Annotated in this window: 10 protein-coding genes; 3 read left to right on the forward strand and 7 right to left on the reverse strand. The window is 43.2% G+C overall.

The features are described from left to right. Window positions 1-11 precede the first annotated feature (11 nt). Together K6V21_RS01615 and K6V21_RS01620 are read right to left on the reverse strand one after the other, a co-directional pair. A complete protein-coding gene (locus K6V21_RS01615) occupies window positions 12-3,092 on the reverse strand; it encodes a SusC/RagA family TonB-linked outer membrane protein (RefSeq protein WP_060407587.1) in 3,081 nt (1,026 codons plus the stop codon). 90 nt (window positions 3,093-3,182) lie between these two features. Next, window positions 3,183-5,087, reverse strand: coding sequence for a hypothetical protein (locus K6V21_RS01620; RefSeq protein WP_224320649.1), 1,905 nt, complete (start codon window positions 5,085-5,087; stop codon window positions 3,183-3,185). Window positions 5,088-5,320: 233 nt separating this feature from the next. On the opposite strand from K6V21_RS01620, the gene K6V21_RS01625 reads away from it, so the two are divergent. Then, on the forward strand, window positions 5,321-9,313 hold the full coding sequence (locus K6V21_RS01625; RefSeq protein ID WP_224320650.1) for a response regulator: 3,993 nt from the start codon (window positions 5,321-5,323) through the stop codon (window positions 9,311-9,313). A gap of 79 nt (window positions 9,314-9,392) precedes the next feature. On the opposite strand, the gene K6V21_RS01630 is transcribed toward K6V21_RS01625, so the two are convergent. The 3 genes from K6V21_RS01630 to K6V21_RS01640 all read right to left on the reverse strand — a co-directional run bounded on the left by K6V21_RS01630 (window position 9,393) and on the right by K6V21_RS01640 (window position 15,187). Beyond that, on the reverse strand, window positions 9,393-10,757 hold the full coding sequence (locus K6V21_RS01630) for an efflux transporter outer membrane subunit (protein ID WP_217716747.1): 1,365 nt from the start codon (window positions 10,755-10,757) through the stop codon (window positions 9,393-9,395). A 131-nt stretch (window positions 10,758-10,888) separates the two neighbouring features. Beyond that, window positions 10,889-14,068, reverse strand: a complete 3,180-nt coding sequence (locus K6V21_RS01635) for an efflux RND transporter permease subunit (protein ID WP_224320651.1) — start codon at window positions 14,066-14,068, stop codon at window positions 10,889-10,891. 15 nt (window positions 14,069-14,083) lie between these two features. Beyond that, complete coding sequence (locus tag K6V21_RS01640; protein ID WP_060407582.1) at window positions 14,084-15,187, reverse strand: efflux RND transporter periplasmic adaptor subunit; 1,104 nt, start codon at window positions 15,185-15,187, stop codon at window positions 14,084-14,086. A 223-nt stretch (window positions 15,188-15,410) separates the two neighbouring features. Here K6V21_RS01640 and K6V21_RS01645 point away from each other — a divergent pair, with 223 nt between their 5' ends. After that, window positions 15,411-16,322, forward strand: coding sequence for an AraC family transcriptional regulator (locus K6V21_RS01645; protein WP_224320652.1), 912 nt, complete (start codon window positions 15,411-15,413; stop codon window positions 16,320-16,322). Window positions 16,323-17,008: 686 nt separating this feature from the next. Next, window positions 17,009-19,045, forward strand: coding sequence for a patatin-like phospholipase family protein (locus K6V21_RS01650; protein ID WP_224320653.1), 2,037 nt, complete (start codon window positions 17,009-17,011; stop codon window positions 19,043-19,045). A 2-nt stretch (window positions 19,046-19,047) separates the two neighbouring features. On the opposite strand, the gene K6V21_RS01655 is transcribed toward K6V21_RS01650, so the two are convergent. Both K6V21_RS01655 and K6V21_RS01660 read right to left on the reverse strand, forming a co-directional pair. Further along, window positions 19,048-19,383, reverse strand: coding sequence for a hypothetical protein (locus K6V21_RS01655; protein ID WP_022208652.1), 336 nt, complete (start codon window positions 19,381-19,383; stop codon window positions 19,048-19,050). Then, a complete protein-coding gene (locus K6V21_RS01660) occupies window positions 19,380-19,688 on the reverse strand; it encodes an FtsB family cell division protein (RefSeq protein WP_007211125.1) in 309 nt (102 codons plus the stop codon). Before K6V21_RS01660 ends, K6V21_RS01655 begins: the two co-directional genes overlap by 4 nt. Between the last annotated feature and the right edge of the window lie 99 nt (window positions 19,689-19,787).

Raw genomic sequence — 19,787 nt, forward strand, 5'->3', positions numbered from 1 at the left:
TGCTTTTGAGATTAAAACTGAAGAGTAAGTCCCACGTTAAACGCTTTCATTTGCGGATAAGTCCATCCTTGCTGCTGTGTGTTTTCAGGATCAATTTGCGGTACATCCGAAATAGTGAACAGGTTCTGTGCATTCACATAGACACGCAGTCCATTTATTGCAGCCGATTTCAACCACTTGGATGGGAATGTATATCCGATCTCGATATTTTTCAAACGTAAATAAGAAGCATCATAGAGATAGGTCTGTACACCACTGATATCCGTCGTAGGATTATTATGGATAGAATTTGTCAAACGCGGATATTTCGCATTTATATTCTGTTCGGTCCAGCTTTCATTCACCCAAAGTTGAGGAAGATTTCCCTGATTGAAGTAAGGTTGAATAACTCCACCCTGCAAATAAACTTGCACGCGGGCAGCCCCTTGAAACAAAAAGCTGAAATCCAGATTCTTCCAGTTCAATGTGCCATTGATTCCATAAATAATTTCAGGAATATTTCCATTGCCTAAATAGGTCATATCATTAGAATTGACAACTCCATCACCGCTTACATCGACATATTTAATATCACCCGGTTGGGTAACATAGCCTGTACCAGCTACTTCTTGCTTCGCGTACGCATCTATTTCTTCCTGAGATTTGAAGATGCCGTCTGTCTTATATCCATAATAGCCATTAATGGGACGGCCCGTTTTACGCATATATTCAGAAGTACCTACAGCCTCAGCCATTTCTACAATTTTATTTCTGGCAAATGTGAAATTGCCTCCTAATGTAAAATCCACTTCACGGACTTTCTGATGATAACTCAATGAAAAGTCAACACCTTTATTTTTCACCTCACCTAAATTTTCCAAAGGCAGTGTTCCACCGAAAGAAGACGGAACTTCATCATATCGTTGAACCAGAATATCCGTTCTCCGTTCCATGAAGAAATCTACAGTCAGGTTCAATCGATTAAACAAGGTAGCATCCATCGCGATGTTCGTTTTGGTCGATTTCTCCCAAGTAGCCATAGCATTAGCCACTGCGCCTGGTACCAAGCCTTTCGTCAACAGAGAGCCAAAGACGTAGTCGCCCAGGTTATTAGGAAGATAATTACTTGCAGTAGCACCTGAATACAATTCAAAACGGCTATAATAGGGAAAAGCCACACCACCCGTATTATCATTACCTAAGGTACCATAGGAAGCTCTTATTTTCAGGAAGTTTACCGTTTTCTTCAGTTTCTCAAAGAACTTCTCCTCCGAAAGTACCCAACCTAAAGATGCAGACATAAATGTACCCCACCGTTTGGACGGCGCAAAATTCTCGGAGCCATCCCGGCGCAGATTAAATTCAGCCAGATATTTTTGTGCATAATTATAGTTGATTCTCCCCATATAACTGGCACGCGCAGTCTTACTGTCATACGCACTCAATGATTGGTCTTTTGAGTTTCCGGCATTCATCTGATCCAAAATCTCAGAGTCGAAAGATATCCTATTCATGCTAGAGCCGTCAAAATCTCCTTTTCTGGCCAAAGCCATAGCCATTGCGGTTACATTATGATTTCCAAAAGAGCGGGAATAATTAAACTGCAACTGATATTCCTGGTATTCGGAACCATTCTGAGTTAATCCTAAACTGGCACTTGAACGTGGTTTCAGTACATATTCTCCTTCCGCATCTTTAGTATACACATAAGGAGATACGTTCCAAGATTTATTCTTATATATATTCTTACTGAAAGAAGCAGTCCCCTTAACAGACAATCCGGAAGTTATAAAATCCAGTTTCTGTTCCAGATCAACCCGCGCATCTACTACGAATATATTCCCCTTGCTATAACTCCCTCCAGGTTGGTTAGCAGCAACAATATTAGTATGAGTAGCATCGGGCACTGCAAAAGTACCATCCTGAAAACGACATAATAAAACAGGAATGTTACGTACCAACCCGGCAAAGATACCTTCTGCCGATCCTGTATTCAGTGTCTTTTCCATTCTTCCCGAAACATCCACTCCCAAACGGGTTGTTTTGGTAATATCAGCATCAATATTGCTACGCAGATTATAGCGTTTATAATCTATATCCTCCCAAAGTCCGCCCTGACTGAGAAATCCGGCACTTACATAGTAGCGTATTTTTTCCGTACCACCCGACACGGACAGGTTATGTTGATGCTGAATGGCATTTCGTGACAGCATTTCTTTATACCAATCCGTATTCGGATAATTATCAGGATCTGTACCATCTCTGAATTTTATCAATTCATCTTCCTTGTATATCTCTTGCCCCATGAATGTATTATACAGACGTGCATAGTCATAAGAATTGGCAAATTCCGGCAACTTTGTAGGAGACTGTATAGAGACATTCCCTGAATATTTAATGCTCGTTTTATCCTGCTTTCCCCGCTTAGTAGTTACAACCACTACACCATTAGCGCCACGCATACCAAAGATTGCTGCCGAAGCCGCATCTTTCAGCACATTAACGGACTCAATATCATTAGGGTCCATACGTGCAAAATCTGCCGAAGAGCGTTCTACCCCATCAATGATAAATGCAGGAGATGTATCTCCCCGGAAAGTTGCAATACCACGTATATACAAAGAAGCATCATCTGCTCCCGGCTCGCCCTTAGCTTGTTTCGAGATAAGCCCAGGAATTTGCCCTACCAATGTATTAGTAGAATTAGCAGACTTAGCCTTCAGCAATTCATCACTTTTTATAGAAGCTACAGCACCGGTCAGATTGGCTTTTTTCTGAACGCCGTAGCCCACCACCACCACTTCATCCAGAGCTTCAGTATCTTCCAGAAGAACGATTTTAAGTGTTCTTTGCCCTTTCACCAAAACATCTTGAGATTTAAAACCTATATAAGTCACTGAAAGAACTGCATCAGAAGGAACCGACAAGGAGAAGTTACCATCTACATCAGTGATTGTTCCTATAGAAGTATTTCCTTTCACCACTACATTTACTCCGGGCAATGGTTCCATGTCCGAACCACTTATCACCAAGCCCTTTACCTGAACAGTCTGAGCATATACAGCCCCCAAGGTAAATACAAACAAAAATAAAACCAACAATAATTTTTTCATATAAATAATAAATTAAAGATTATCAACTTAAAATTCTACTTTCATGGAAACAGACAATTACCCTTACATCTTATATAAAAAGGAACGGGATCATGTCAGCAACATCTTACAGGTCGTATACCTCCCCTCCATATCATAAGCCCGGACCAGGTACAATCCTTTTGCCAATGTTCCCACAGGCAATTCGAGCCTTGAACTTTCGGCACGATATGCTGCAATCACCTGCCCATTGATACCCACCACTTCCACATGGCTAAGTTGCAAGTCCGCGTAACTAACCAAAGTCAGACTTCCACTATGCGGGTCACCCTGAATCCGGATAGCCAAAGAAGATTCAACAAATGTATTTTCCTCCACACCTGTGCTAAGGTCATGCCGGGAAATCGTCATTTGATTAAAAATACGCTTTTGAAATCCATTATAATAGATATTAAACGCAGCTCCTACTGTAAAAACATCTATATTTCCGGATATACTATGCCGACCGGATATTTCAACTTGGTTCTGGTTGCCTATAATCGAACTGAATTTCTGCCCGTAATCAAATCCGATATGCGGATAATAGACATAGTCAAATGTCGGACTGACAGTAAAATCTGTAGATTTAGTAACCTTGTATGTGACATTAACCTGGTTGGTTTGCCAACAATTGCTATTCACAGAGAGTTGAAGAGTAGGTAAAGTCAGTTCAGTTGCAGTGATCAAAATACTCTTCTCTTCTGTTTTTATCAGATTGTTTTTATCATCATAGCAATTAAACACCAATCTCACATCTTTGATATCTTTATAATCAATTTCAAGAGTGTCCAGCAAATAGTCATCTGTCATATCTCTTTGATAAATCAATTTATCCTCCAGTAAAACCTTGATTTTTTTAATTGTATCATTGAAGAATATCTCAACAGGAACTTTATCTATATATATTTCCTCTGATCTCGGCTGTGCAATGATTGCGGACTGGAAGTCCCGTATTGCTTTCCAAACCGGGCGTTCATGCCCCTGCTTATCCGACAAACTGCTATATTCAATCAATCCAAACCATTCTTCCGGTAAATCACTATGCACAAATTCATCATCAGCCTTCCACCAGCCATCACTATAATTGAATATACAGGCACCATTTGCCCCGCCATCAACCAAAGACTTATACATATATACATCTCCCGACTCCTGTTCGGACAAACTATTACCACCATATCCCCAACCGCCCGGACCAGTAGGCGAAACGGCCAGTCCATATTCGGTTATTATCAACGGATGATCCGATGAGTTAAGTTGTTGCAGATAATCAATATGGTTTCTATAACCATGAAGATAATTAACCGTGACCGGATTATAGATATATACATTATATGCACTGAAATCGAATATATGCGGGTGAATATAAGTACCATTCGGAGTATTGGCTATACTGACAGGACGGTTGGGGTGTTGCGAATGAATGATATTGACCAGCTCCGTCCATAGGTTCACAGTATGTTGATACCCAGCTCCCAGAACTGCCGTGGGATGGGGTTCATTCATGATTAAATAGCCTATTATATTATTGTAATTCTTGGAATAACTCAACACATCATTAACTATCGTTTTGGCATTATCAACGAATTGTGTATTTGAAAAGTCACCAGCCGGATCAATCCAGATACCCATAATTATTTTTATATCATATTGCCGAAGAACTTCCAGTTCCTGTTCTGTAAACGCAGCCCAGGTACGAATAGTATTAAATCCACCGGATAAAATACGCCGGATATCGAAATGTAACTGGTCGGGATTGAATTTTCTTTCATTCGGTAGTTCCCCCGGCAATGCTCCAATTTCATAGCCGATACCTTTAATGAAGAATTTCTTCCCATCAATATAAAACGAATTATTTTTCACTTCCACATCCGGAGAAGAACTGAATTGTGCCCACGTATCCGTCATACTCAAAAGACACATTATAACCAGCATTGCCAGTTTCTGTTTCAGGGTTCTTGTTTTCAAGTTCATCATAATAATAAGGTTAAAAAAAAGTTTCTATTATCGCACATTCTGCATTTCATTTTTCTGTTGGCAAAGTTATATGCATATCTGATATATCACTGTAACCATTCTCCAAACCTCTATAACCAAGGTCCACATATCTGTAATCACAGTCCGAATGAGTATAATCAAAATCCAATTGGGCATATTTATTTTGCTTAACTCACCATATATTGTAACTTTGCCTCAAATATTTGTATACTATGAAAATGAAAATTCTATCCCATATTTTGGGATGTATTCTTTTTCTGTCTTGTCACAACAGCATTGACGAACGGGGACAAAAGGATGTCGCAATCACCCGCCAACCCCAGATCGGTTATAATCAGATTAAAGATATTGTTGAAGACAAACAAGGATACATCTGGATTGGTACCCCAGGTGGAGTTTACCAATACAACGGAAAGCGCTATTATCACTACAGAAGCACAGAAGATACAACCAGCTTATGTAATGACGCAGTCCTGAAGATGTATTGTTCTTCCAGGGGACAACTATTCGTACTGACAGAATTCGGGACTTCGGTCTACAACAATGACGGAAGTTTTCAAACTATCTTTAAAGAAGGAGTATACCCCTACTCCAACGGGATTACAGAAACAAGCGATGGAAGAATCTTTCTCAGCATCTCAGATGTCGGCACCAATATCTATGAGTATGATGCGCGGAATAAAATATGTACTAAACGGCTTTCCGGCTTCTTACCATTAGCCGACCGTAATGATAATCTCTGGATATGGAGAGACGGAGAAGCCTGCTGTCACTCCATTAAAGATTTTAGTCTGATTAAATCCATCCGGATAGATGACCTTTCGGATGTAGCCGGATTACTACCAAATGAGGACCTGTTCTACCATACTTCCCAGGGAATATTCATTATAGATCCTAATACTTTCCGCCGGGTAATCAATGATTCCATTGAACGCGTTTCTATGGTGCTGAAGAATAAGCATATCAAAAGAGTTACTCCTTATAACAGTTCCTCTATGCTACTATATGCCAAAAACAATCAACTCTATCTATGGGACACTGTAAAAATGACAATCATCGACCAAAACCATACAGACTTTCCCTTCCACATACCATTGGATGATATTTCAACTGTATATGTTGATTCCCACCAGAATGTCTGGATAGGGTCCGAAAGAGATGGGTACCAAGTATTATATCATCAGCAATCGCGATTTAAAAAAGAGACAGAAAACATCGAGTTTTTCCGTAACAAGGATATCACCAATATTTTCAGAGGAACAAATAATGATTACTATATAATAGTATCTCACAGTGAACTCTATCATGTACTGGCTGATCAGCGCATCTTCCGATTAGATATCTCTTCTTTTATTTCTAAAGAAGAAATAGACCAGTGCTTTGTCGACAGCGAAAACTTGCTATGGCTGGTAACCAACCGCAATCTGATAAAATGTAAAGTTTATGATGAAAATAAGATTGAAAGTCTGAAAATCTATCCTTATTACTGCTATACGGTAGGAGAAGACGGTACAGGAAATATATGGTTCGAGAGCAATCATAATCTATATTATCTCAGCAAAGGAGCGGAAACACCTGTTGCTATAAAGGAAAATATAGGAATTGTGAACACTATCAGAAAAATAGATTCTAACAGCATTATTGTCAGTACATACGCAGGTAACATTTATATAGTAGATTCCAATAAGATGACAATAGAGGAAATAGAAATTCCCCGTTCCCGGAGCACAGGAATCATATGTATGGATCTGATGATTGACCACACCGGCAATGCATGGGGAGTTTCATACGGACAGGGATTAATGCACATCGACCTGACCTCGAAAAAAATAAGTTTCTATAATGACACCAACATCTGTGGGCAGATGTGCAGTGTAATAGAAGACTGCCAACAGAATATATGGATAGGAACCTTACATGGCTTAATACGCTTCGACACAGCCAACAAACGGTTTATCTCATATTACAAAGAAGATGGAATTATGAATGATTCCTATGTTCCCATGTGTGCAATTCATGGGCAGGGTGACGAGTTGATATTTGGAGGAACCAAAGGGCTCACCCTATTCGACCCTAAAGAGATAAAACCATACGAAACCTGCAAGATTAAAATCGAATATATTTCTTCTAACGAACAGCTATTGAAGCCATATGAACATAAGAGAGTTAAAATGCAAGGAGATAGCATTGCTCAGGTTTGCCTTACCAATAACAATAGCGGAGTATACTTTTATTATACAACATTAGATTATGGAAACCTGAATAAATACAAAACGGAGTTCTATCTGGAAGGTTTAGACCAGCAATGGCATTCCCTGGAAAATGAAGATTATGCTTACTATTCGCATATTCCTGCGGGACACTATGTTTTGCAAATAAGAGCAATCAATGAAAATGGAGATGTGATTGATGCAAAAACAGTGGACGTATTCGTAGAGCCTGCTCCCTGGGCCCAGAAGTGGTTATTATTCGGAGTATACCCTTTATGTCTGTTGATCTGCTTATATACCGGATGGAGGATCTACCGCCGTATTAGGCAGAACAGGGATCAGATACGAAAAATAACAGTCCAACGTGAACAGGAGAAGTATGCCAACATGATGAACATCAAGTATTTCACAAATATCTCTCATGAGTTCCGAACTCCATTGACCATGATATACGGAGCATTCCGGACGCTTGAAGAGAATCCGAAAGACAGCCTAAGTTCGTCCAGTCTTTTTCAGGTAATCAGACATAATACCGAACGTATGCTTAAACTAATCAATCAACTACTGGATTTCAATAAAATGGAGAATGGCATCTTAAGACTGAAAGTATCAAAAACCAATGTCATTCCCCTATTCAATGCCTGCGCAGATCGCTTTATTGTAGGGTTCCAGCAAAAGAAAATAAATGTCCGGCGTTCCATTCAGTCCGAAACAATCAATCTCTTACTGGATGATGACAAATTCGACAAGATATTGACTAACATACTTTCAAATGCGTTGAAATACTCCCCGGAAGAAGGAAGCATATCTATCGGAATACAGGTCATTACCCAGGATATAGCCCATGCAGAATTTCCCATGAGTATGAAAGTTAAGTCGGATGAATGGTTGGAAATAAAAGTCGCAGATACGGGAATTGGTATCCCCGAGGATAAGCAGAAAGCTGTTTTTGAACGTTTTTACCAGATTGAACATCCTGACTACCAAAGTGGATGGGGAACCGGCATAGGCTTATTTTATGCAAAATCATTGGTTGAGTTGCACCATGGCTTCATCAAATGCAGCAGCAATGCGCCCAACGGTTCTGTTTTTACCTTTATTATTCCTATGAATCCGGCTTTATATGACAACAATCAGCAGGTCGACTCTCCCAAAGGAAGTAATGCTATAACAAAAATACAGGAAAATGTAAGAGAAGAACTGAACTTGATATCCCCACCCTATCAACCGGATGACGACCAAGCTGCTAAAATCCTGGTAGTAGATGACGACACGGAAATTCTCAATTTCATGAAACTGTTGTTGAAAGATTACGTTGTGGAATGCAGAACAAATCCGAATACAACCATCGGAGAAATTGGCGATATAAAGCCGGATTTAATAATCAGTGACATCCTGATGCATGGCATGAATGGATATGAATTCTGCCACAAAATAAAGAGTGATGCAACCACATGCCATTTACCTGTCATATTGCTAACCGCACAAAGCTCGTCGGAACATCAGGTACAAGGTCTTTCGGCAGGTGCAGATGCTTATGTAGTGAAGCCTTTTGAGCCCCGATATTTAACGGCACTCATCAAATCAACACTTCTAAATCGTGAGAAAATACGCAAAGTGCTTACTTCATCTACTCAAATAGATATCCAGGAACAGCCTATACTACAATCGCAGGATGGTATCTTCATGGAGAAATTATATTCATACATGGAATCCCATTTAAGTGAGGCAGAGATTGATTTAGGAGAAATCCTTAATATCTTCTCAATCAGTCGTTCCAAATTCTATTATAAAGTCAAGGATCTGACAGGATTGAGTCCTAACTCTTTCTTCCGAACCTACAAACTGAACCGGGCTGCCCAGATGATTAAAGAAGGGAATGAGAAATTGACATATATTGCAGATGTTACAGGCTTTTGCAGTCAATCTTACTTCACAGCTTCATTCAAGAAACAATTCGGCTGTTCCCCAAGTAAGTACAAAGAGGAATACTGAAAAGAGCTGCCACGGAACACCTTCCGGGCAGCTCTCCTTTCATTGAAGTAAAGTAACAGAAAGAGAGTATGATACAGTTTTAATTCTGTCCGCCTCCCAACGCTTGGAATAGGTTAATTAAGCTTTGTATTTCGGTAAAATGATTAGCAGTCTGCGACAATTGTGCGCTAAGCAATGTCTGCCGGGCTGTGAGTACTTCCAGATAAGTGGTATTGCCATGCTCCATCAGCAAGGAAGTACTTCTCAGGGCGGTTTGTAAAGAAGCGACCTGTTTATCCAACAGAAGTTTCTTGCCCTGACTGGTCTGATAAGCCGTTAAAGCATCGTTCACCTCGCTGCCTGCATTGAGCAAGGTTTGCTGGAAGCCAAGTGCGGCTTCTTCCTGCTGCGCACGGGCAATGCGATACTGGGCAACTACCTGTCCGCGGTTGAAGAGCGGTTGCGTCAACGATCCTACAGCAGATGCCAGAAACTTGCCCGGATTGAGTATCATCACTCCGGCAGAGTTCGTCCAGCCGGCACTTCCACTTAAAGTAATGGAGGGATAGAAAGCCGAACGGGCCTTATTGGTACCATAGAACGCTGCTTCGAGTGAACGCTCGGCACTGCGGACATCGGGACGACCGGAAAGCATTTGCACCGGAATACCTACCGAAAAGTCGGCGGGGAACTGCTGCTGCGCCAGACTACCACGTTCATAATGACGGGGTGTTTCAGCCAACAGAAGGGCAAGACTGTTCTCTGCCTGGTTGATTTGCTTCCTCAAGTCGAGCACGGAACCCTGTACCTGATAGTACGTCGCCTCCATCTGCGATACAGCCGATTCATTCGCCATTCCGGCATTCATCAGGGCACGAGTAGACGCCACGGTTTCTTTCCACGCTTCTTCCGTTTGCCGGGAAATGGCAAGTTGCTCGTCGAGCATCAGCAGCGTATAATAGGTATTGGCTATCCCAGCTATCAGTTGGGTACGGACAGCCTGACGATAATCCTCACTTTGAGCATAAAGAGCTTGCGACTGTTTCTTGGCATTGCGCATACGGCCGAAGACATCCAACTCCCAACTGGCAGTGACGGGCAACGAATAAGTTTGCGTTGCCTTTTGCGTATCGAAACTACTCACGGTTCCCTGCGGAGCAAGAGCAAAGGCAGGCAGGAAAGCTAGTTTGGCAGACATCAGTGTTGCCTGTGCTTCCTCTACGCGAAGCTGGGCAGACTGATAATCAGTATTGGTCTGCAATCCCAGTTCAATGAGGGATTGCAGATAAGGATCGGTGAAGAGTTCCCGCCAATCCATATTGCCCAGACTGGCGGTGTCTTCGGCCACTACTTCCCCGCCATAAAGCTGGTCGGGGACGGAAGTAACGGGCTCGTATTTAGTATAGATGCCACAACTGCTCAGCAGCAGGCCGGTGACAGCTAATGTGATGATTTGCTTTTTCATTCTTCAGTATCTTTAATATGTTTCCTAGAATTGATTTTATCAATAATGCACCATAGAATAGCAGCAATGCAATACGCTATCAACTGCTCTACCCAAAATATGTCACCTTGATACATCATCTTTTCTTTTATTTATTTATTATTCCGTTCAGCTTCACTCTTCTCCTTCTCAAGCAACACTTGTACGTCTGCTTCTTCCTCCATCGGCGGACGGATCTTCTCCTGCAAGAATTCAAAGATGATATAGAAGACAGGTACTACGAACAGCAATGCCAGTGTACCTACAAGCATACCGCCTACAACACCCGCACCCAGCGAACTGTTACCATTAGCACCCGCACCGGAAGAGAACATCAACGGAAGCATACCAAAAATCATTGTCAACACCGTCATCAGGATGGGGCGCAAGCGGACCTGCGCGGCAGAATAAGCAGATTCCACAATACCCATTCCTTTACGACGACGCTCTATGGCGTATTCCGTAATCAGGATAGCCGTCTTGGCCAGCAAACCAATCAACATAATCACACCTGTTTGCAGGTAGATGTTATTCTCCAGCCCGAGCAATTTGGCAAACAGGAATGATCCCATCAATCCGAACGGTACGGAGAAAATAACGGCAAACGGTACAAAGAAACTTTCGTAAAGACATGCCAGAATCAGATAGATAAGGAATATGCAAATGGCATAGATGAAAATAGTCTGTGCACCACCACTACTTGCTTCTTCGCGTGCCATACCACCATATTCATATCCGTAGCCCGTAGGCAAAGTCTGTTCAGCTACCTCTTCAATCACCTTCTGCACTTCACCGGAAGAGTAACCTTCGGCAGGATTTACATTGGCAGAGATAGAGCTATACAGGTTGAAACGATTGGTAGTTTCCGGTCCCAACACTTTCTTCAGTGTTACGAACTGACTCACCGGAGCCATTTCCGTACCATTCCGTACAAACATATTGTCCAGAGATTGCTCGTCCAGGCGGTATTCAGGCGAAGCCTGCATCATCACACGATACACTTTACCGAACTGGTTATAGTTGGATATGTACGCACCACCGCAATAGCTGCCCAATGCATCGAGCACTGCTCCCGGAGAAATACCGGCACGCTTACATTTAGCCGCATCCACTTCTACCGATACCTGCGGGAAATTGATGGCATATGCCGTGTAAGCCATAGCTACTTCCGGACGCTGATTCAACGCACCGAGGAACTCCATTACCGACTGGTAGAATGTTTCCATATCGCCACCCGTCTTGTCCTGAAGATTCAGTTCGAGGGAGTTACCCATACCATACCCCGGAATCATAGCAGGCTGAAAACTGAATATCTGCGCTTCCTTAATGCCATAGAACTGTCCATTGAGGCGGGCAACCACGGCATCCGAACCGTGCTCCTTCCCTTTTCGTTCGCTCCAGTCCTTCAAGCGCACAATGATTGTACCGTAAGAAGTTCCCTGACCGGATATAAGTCCATAGCCTGCTACGCGGGCATAATGTTCTATTTCGGGCGTATCCTGCAGAATATCTTCCAGTTTATCCATTACCTTCGTTGTTTCATCAAGCGTGCTTCCCGGCGAGATGCTGACATTCACCATGATGACACCCTGGTCTTCCTGAGGAACAAGTCCCGTTTTGGTAGTGCTCATCAGATAAACCAACAATGCAATAGCGGCTATCAATGAAGTCCATACCATCCAGCGGTGGCGGATGAAGAACATCACACCTTTCTTATATTTACCCAGCACAGCGTTGAACGAGGCATTGTAAGCTGCACGTACCCGTCCGTTAATACTCTTGGCACTCTTGGTCCCGTCCGACGGACACATCATGATAGCACACAAGGCCGGGCATAGCGTCAAAGCCGAAATCATGGAAATACCTACGGCAGTTGCCATCGTGATACCGAACTGTGTATAGAACACACCGGAGGTTCCTCCCATAAATGTTACAGGAATAAACACTGCCATGAATACACAGGTACAGGAGATGATAGCCATCGTCACATCGCCCATCGCATCTTTAGTGGCAAGATAAGGAGATTTGTATCCGGCATCAAATTTGGACTGCACCGCTTCCACCACCACAATGGCATCGTCCACCACCGTACCAATGGCAAGCACCAGTGCAAACAGTGTCAGGATATTCAGACTGAATCCCGCAGCCACCAGGCAGGCAAACGTACCTACCAACGACACTATAATGGATATGGACGGGATGAGTGTACTCTTCAAGTCCTGCAAGAAGAAATACACCACCAAGATAACCAGGATAATAGCGATGATTAATGTTTCTACCACATTGTGGATAGATGCGAAAAGGAAGTCGTTGGAACTCATCATCGTGACGAACTCTGTTCCCTCCGGCAGACTCTTTTCCATCTGCTTCATCTGGGCAGTAATTTCCTTATTCACAGCGGTTGCATTGGAGCCTGCCGTCTGGAATACCATGTAAAGAACCGCCGGTTTGCTATCCATCTCACTGCGGAAGCTATAAGTCATCGTACCCAATTGTACATCGGCCACATCTTTCAGGCGGAGTACAGAGCCGTCTTTCTGCGAACGGATCACCGTATTCTGGAACTCCTCCACACTCTTCAATCGTCCGCGATACTTCATAGTGAACTGGAAGACATTCTTCGAACTCTCACCCAGCGAACCGGTAGGAGCTTCAATGTTCTGCTCACCCAGCACGGCAGTAATATCCGAAGGAACCAGGGCATATTGTGCCATCCGTTCCGGCTTCAACCAGATACGCATACTGTACGTATCACCCAATTCCATTACATCCCCTACCCCCTCTACACGTTTAATTTGAGGCAGTACGTTGATGTCCAGATAATTGGCAAGAAATGTCTGATCATAACGCCCGTCGTTACAGACCAAAGCACCAATCTGGAGGAAACTGGTCTGACGCTTCTGCGTGCTTACACCGATTTTGGTTACCTCGGCCGGCAGTAACCCCTGTGCCTTAGCTACACGGTTCTGCACATTCACTGCCGCCATGTCCGGGTCCGTACCTTGCTTGAAGTAGACCTGTATAATAGCGAGGCCGGAGTTGGATGCCGTAGAAGTGATATACATCATATTCTCCACACCATTGATACTCTCTTCCAGCGGCATGATGACGCTGTTCATTACCGCCTCGGCATCGGCACCCGTATACTGGGCACTTACATATACTGTGGGAGGTGCAATGTCCGGATACTGCTCTACCGGCAGCGTAAGGAGCGAAATAAGCCCTATGACCAGAATCAGCACGGAGATGGAGATAGCCATCACCGGCCGCTTTATAAATACATTTCCTTTCATAATTTGTCTCCCTTCTTATTTTACTTGTGTGCCCTCGCGCATTAATCCGGCACCTTCCGATATAATTTCATCACCGGATTGTAATCCGCTGAGCACCACATATTCGCGCCCGTCGCTTATTCCGGCTACAGTGATCAGTGTAGAGACGGCTTTACCGTCCACTACCTTATATACCACAACTTTGTCCTGCATCTGCACAGTGGCTCCCTGCGGAATGGCAATGCAATCCTTATAGATGCTGGGCACCACTACCGTACCGGATGCTCCGCTATGAAGCAGGCGTGATTCGTTAGGAAATACCACGCGCGCCATTACAGTGCCCGTCTGACGGTCGATAACTCCACTAATGGATTCTATGACACCTTTCTTATTATATACCGAATTATCATTCAATATCAATTCCACTTCCGGCATGTTCTTCAGAGCTTCATCCATGCTACCATACTGGCGTGTAAGGGCAAGTAACTGATTCTCAGTCATGGAAAAATAGACATACATGTCCGAATTGTCACTGACCGTAGTCAACGGATACGGCAGGTTGGCACCTACCAATGCACCCACGCGATAGGGTAATGCACCCACTACTCCGTCACTGGGACTTTTCACTTCAGTATAGGAAAGATTGTTGCGTGCGTTCACTTCCTGGGCTTCGGCCTGCGTCAGCTGTGCTTTGGCAGTGAGATAGGTGTTCTCAGCTGTTTTCAGACTGAACTCTGAAACTACTTTCTGTGCATACAACTCTTTATTGCTGTTGTAGGTGAGTTCGGCAGTCGCCATTGCAGCACGTGCGGCTTCCACATTGGCAACGGCAGTCTTGAGCGCAGCTCTGTAGGGAATCTGATCGATAACGAAAAGCAACTGCCCACGGCGAACTGTCTGTCCTTCAGTCACACAAAGTTTTTCGATAGTACCCGATACTTGCGGATAGATATCAATGTCCTGCCGCCCACGGATAGTGGCCGAATACGAAGTGGAAAGTTCTTTATCCGCCGCTTTTACTTCCATTATTGCATAAGAAGGTTTCACTCCCGCATCCGTTGCCTGTTTGCAAGATGCCATCCACACTGTACAACCGACAATCCCTATCAGCCGTAACCATTTTTTGTTCACTGTAATCATACTTACTCTAATTGTCTTTTTATTAAAACTGGGACAAATGTAGGAGAAAGGAACAAAGCCATAGTGATCAATTTTCCCCCAAGAATGTCCCATTTTCGTTATTCGTCACTTTTAAAGCTAACTAATTATCAATAAGCATCATATAGAACAATATTAAAGGATAATAGGACATCCTGTTTTCCCCATAATTTACCAACTTTGCAAAAAAGAAAAATGAAATAATATGGAAAAAGAGAACATTAAGACCGTAACCATTGAAGACTTTAAGAACAGTCAGCATATTCTTGACTATATAGATGATGACTTTGCGATAGTCAACAGTCTGGATGAAATACCTTATAATAATGAGGTTGTCAGACTGGAATATTTCCTTATTGCCGTTTGTATAGAAGGGTGCATACAACTGGATGTCAATAACCGGACTTACCAGCTACAGCCGGGCGACTTACTGCTTGGCCTTCCCAACACCATTATCGGACACACAATGATGAGTCCTAAATATAAAGTAAGGCTTGCAGGATTTTCCACCCGATTCCTGCAACGTATCCTCAAAATAGAAAAAGATACGTGGGACACTGCCATCCATATCCACAACAATCCGGTGAAATCTGTGAACAGGGAAAGTGATAACACCATTTTTAAACACTATGGAGACTTAATCCTGGCGAAGATTAACGATGAACCCCATTGTTATCATAAAGCGGTGGTGCAGCATCTGTTTGCCGCTATCTTTTGCGAGATGATGGGGTATCTCAACAAAGAAATCGCCGATTCGGAGAAAGCCAAACTACCGAAAGAGGGCATCAAGCAGGCTGACCATATTCTACGGAAGTTCATGGAACTGTTGTCTAAAGACAATGGTATGCACCGCTCAGTGACTTACTTTGCCGATGCACTTTGCTATACGCCCAAACACTTTTCGAAGGTCATCAAGCAAGCATGCGGAAGGGCTCCTCTGGATTTGATAAATGAGACTGCGATAGAGCACATCAAATACCGACTGAAGCATTCGGACAAGTCTATCAAAGAGATTGCGGAAGAATTCAACTTCCCAAATCAATCTTTCTTCGGGAAATATGTAAAAGGACACCTGGGAACATCACCCATTCGCTATCGGAGCACAAAAGAAGAGTGAGGTTCATTAATTTGCGGTTATGAATCTTTTCACCACAGAGTAACACAGAGTCTCACAGAGTTTAATCAATTTGAAATCAAAAGAATAGAACTCCGTGATACTCTGTGTTACTCTGTGGTGAAAACTCATTACTTTTCAGATATGAAACTTTTATTGCGGTTACCCTAATCAATATGTAAATGTCGCATTTTTTCATCTCTGTATCTTTTTACCCAAAGCCGGAGCATCAACGTCCAAATCACCTCTACAGCACCTTCTGAGAGGGGGTAAGGAAAGGTAACGACTTTGGGGTAGGAAAGGTAACGACTGAGGCACCCAAAGGTAACGACTGAGGCTGGCAAAGGTAACGACTTTCCCTAACACAGGTTTTCGGAAGGTTTCAAAGCAAGTGAAGCACTCCCTTTTGTACTATTTAATCATCAAGAAATAAAGTTTTTTATATATGTTGATCCTTTTCAGACATTTATTCATATCTGTAGCGGTTTTGAATTAATTCACCACAGAGTAACACAGAGTCTCACAGAGCTTAATCAATTTGAAATCAAAAGAATAGAACTCCGTGATACCCTGTGTTACTCTGTGGTGAAAACTCATTATGGTACCGTTTTACCATAACACATTTTATCGTAATCCATTTGCCCACTTTATTTGTTACTTATCTGAACAATTAGTAACAATCCCCGATTATGAAATATAAATCCTTGTCCTTATTAATTATAGTATTGTTTTCTGCCTGTACGCTCGGAGCACAGAACCGTAAGAAAGTGGGAATAGTATTGAGTGGCGGCGGCGCCAAAGGAGTAGCGCACATTGGAGCACTGAAAGTGATAGAGGAAGCCGGTATTCCGATAGACTACGTAGTGGGCACCAGTATGGGCGCCATCGTGGGCGGCCTATACTCCATTGGTTACACCCCGCAACAACTGGACAGCATTGTCAATGCACAGGACTGGAAATATCTGCTTTCCGATGCCCTTGATCCGGAAACCACACTGTTGAGCGAGAAGCTAAGAGAAGAACAATACCTGCTGTCTGTACCAATTGCAGGGAAATCGGCACATGTATCCGATGCCGGAATTATAAAAGGAAGAAATATCTCCCGGCTACTTTCCGAACTGACAGTGGGATATCACGACTCCATTTCTTTCAACCGGATGCCTATTCCATTCGCCTGTGTATCGGACAACATCGTGAATGGCAGCAAAGTCGTTTTCCACAACGGTATTCTGGCAACTGCCATGCGCGCCAGTATGTCCATTCCGGGAGTATTCGCCCCTGTTTATCTCAATGGCATGGTATTGGTGGACGGCGGACTGACGGATAATTATCCCGTAGACATTGCCCGGCAGATGGGAGCGGAAATTATTATCGGAGTCGATGTACAAAATCCATTGATGAAAGCGGATGAACTGACAAGTATGTCGAATGTACTCGGGCAAATTCTGAATCTGGTGGGAGAAGAGAGTTACAGGAAAAATGTGAAGGACAGCAACATCCATATTCAGGTAGATGTAGACGGTTATTCAGCGGCAAGTTTCAACCACGAGGCACTGGATACCCTGATGCACAGAGGTAAAGAAGCCGCCATGAAAGACTGGGACAAGCTGATTGCACTGAAAAAAGAAATAGGTATCCGTACGAATTACCGGGCGGAATATCCCGAACCGTTCAAAATACCAACACGGGCTATGCTGGATACGATACCTTCCGTAGCACAAATCACTCCCCATGAAAAGCCGGTCAATACTATAAATATTGGAGGACGGTTTGATAATGAAGAACTGGCAGTATTGTTATTGAATGCGAGGGGTTATTTCGGAGCACAGAAGAAATCGCAGTTAAGCCTCACTACCCGGTTGGGAAAGCGGACCTTTGGAAGGCTTGAATATACTTACTCACCACAAAAAAGCTGGGATATAAATACAGGATATCAGATAGGATACAATGATTTTAATCTTTACGAAGAAGGTAAGCGACTGATGAACCTGACCTACGTGCATCACATGGCTTGGGTCGGATTCACGAAGAGCTGGTATAAAATGCTTGTCAAGGCGGGAATCCACTTCGAGAAGTTCAATTACCATGACTGGCCCTCGGGACCGGACGTTTCCATTACAAGATCCAGTGACAAGGCTTTGCTCAGTTATCAGGCGAGTATCATGTACAATAGTCTGAATAATCAGCGATTCTCTACTCAAGGGATGGAATGGGAAGCAGCGTACAGGCTCTATACAGATAACATGGTAACGTATGGTTCAAACAGTCCCGTGTCCGTATTCCAAACTCATTGGAGCGGATATTTCTCACCGAACCGGGTATTCACCATCATGCCATCGGTGTATGGAAGGGTAGTTGGGAAGAATACGCAGTCATTGGCCATATCTAACTTCGTGGGCGGTAATGTGCCGGGACGGTATATGGAACAACAGATCCCTTTTACAGGTATCAATCACATCGAAATGAGTCCGGATGCCATCTTGACAGGAATGTTGGGAGTCAGGGCAAGAACTTACAAGAATCAGTATATCGTAGTTCGGGGCAGTTATGGACGGACAGCCAACAAGATAGAAAATCTGTTTGGCGGAACAAATACACACGGATTGGCGGGCGGCAGTATAGGATACTGCTACAATAGTATCATAGGACCTATCGAGGCGGAACTCAACTATTCCAATCAGTCAAAGAAGTTAGGATACTATATCGGGGTGGGATTTACGTTTTAGCGTTATTCTTTCGCCTCTTCCTGTGGAATACGGATAGCCGTGTACAACTCCAGTACGGCAGCAACCGTCAGACATACAATCCATTCGTTTCCATGAGTAAAGAACATGAATGCACCCGTAAGTACCAGCAGCAACGCACCGAATATTTGTTGGCGACGAAGACGCTTCACATTGGCTCTATTGCTCTTGGAAGGTGAATTGATCTGTGCCAACGCTACCATAGTGGCACCAATCGTATAAACATAGGGAGCAGGCTCCCAACCGGTAATATAGACGGCAGCACCAAACAGCACCATCAAAGCGCCTACAGTAAACAAAGCAGGTATCAGGGATTTCATTTTTCGATGTCTTCTTCAAATACGTAAATATCCTCATTCGGTTTCTTCATCAGGTACTTCTCACGCGCTATGCGTTCGATGGCACCGGAGTCCACAGCTAGTTCGTTCAACCGCTCTGTGTTCTCTTCATATTCTGCCCGGTATTTCTCTATCTCATTATTCAAACGGCTGATTTCATTCGCATAGCCCATGCGGCGCACAATGCTATTCTCGTCCAGAAAACCGACAATAACCACAAACACCACAAGCGTAATCAGGTATTTACGCCTGCAGACAAAGGCCCAAAGTGTCGCTAATTTATCCATTGATAAACAAATTAAAGAATGAAAGATTTAATAATTAAAGAAGCCCGGGAGAGATTCTTCGCCTACAAAGATAAGAGGAATAACTGAGAAATTCCTTTT

This window comes from Bacteroides cellulosilyticus (assembly GCF_020091405.1).
Classification (GTDB): domain Bacteria; phylum Bacteroidota; class Bacteroidia; order Bacteroidales; family Bacteroidaceae; genus Bacteroides.

Bases quoted from the DNA above. Each gene is read 5' to 3' on its own strand.
- K6V21_RS01620 (WP_224320649.1), bottom strand. From the start codon at position 5,087: ATGATGAACTTGAAAACAAGAACCCTGAAACAGAAACTGGCAATGCTG.
- K6V21_RS01635 (WP_224320651.1), bottom strand. From the start codon at position 14,068: ATGAAAGGAAATGTATTTATAAAGCGGCCGGTGATGGCTATCTCCATC.
- K6V21_RS01650 (WP_224320653.1), top strand. From the start codon at position 17,009: ATGAAATATAAATCCTTGTCCTTATTAATTATAGTATTGTTTTCTGCC.
- K6V21_RS01625 (WP_224320650.1), top strand. From the start codon at position 5,321: ATGAAAATGAAAATTCTATCCCATATTTTGGGATGTATTCTTTTTCTG.
- K6V21_RS01640 (WP_060407582.1), bottom strand. From the start codon at position 15,187: ATGATTACAGTGAACAAAAAATGGTTACGGCTGATAGGGATTGTCGGT.
- K6V21_RS01660 (WP_007211125.1), bottom strand. From the start codon at position 19,688: ATGGATAAATTAGCGACACTTTGGGCCTTTGTCTGCAGGCGTAAATAC.
- K6V21_RS01630 (WP_217716747.1), bottom strand. From the start codon at position 10,757: ATGAAAAAGCAAATCATCACATTAGCTGTCACCGGCCTGCTGCTGAGC.
- K6V21_RS01655 (WP_022208652.1), bottom strand. From the start codon at position 19,383: ATGAAATCCCTGATACCTGCTTTGTTTACTGTAGGCGCTTTGATGGTG.
- K6V21_RS01645 (WP_224320652.1), top strand. From the start codon at position 15,411: ATGGAAAAAGAGAACATTAAGACCGTAACCATTGAAGACTTTAAGAAC.
- K6V21_RS01615 (WP_060407587.1), bottom strand. From the start codon at position 3,092: ATGAAAAAATTATTGTTGGTTTTATTTTTGTTTGTATTTACCTTGGGG.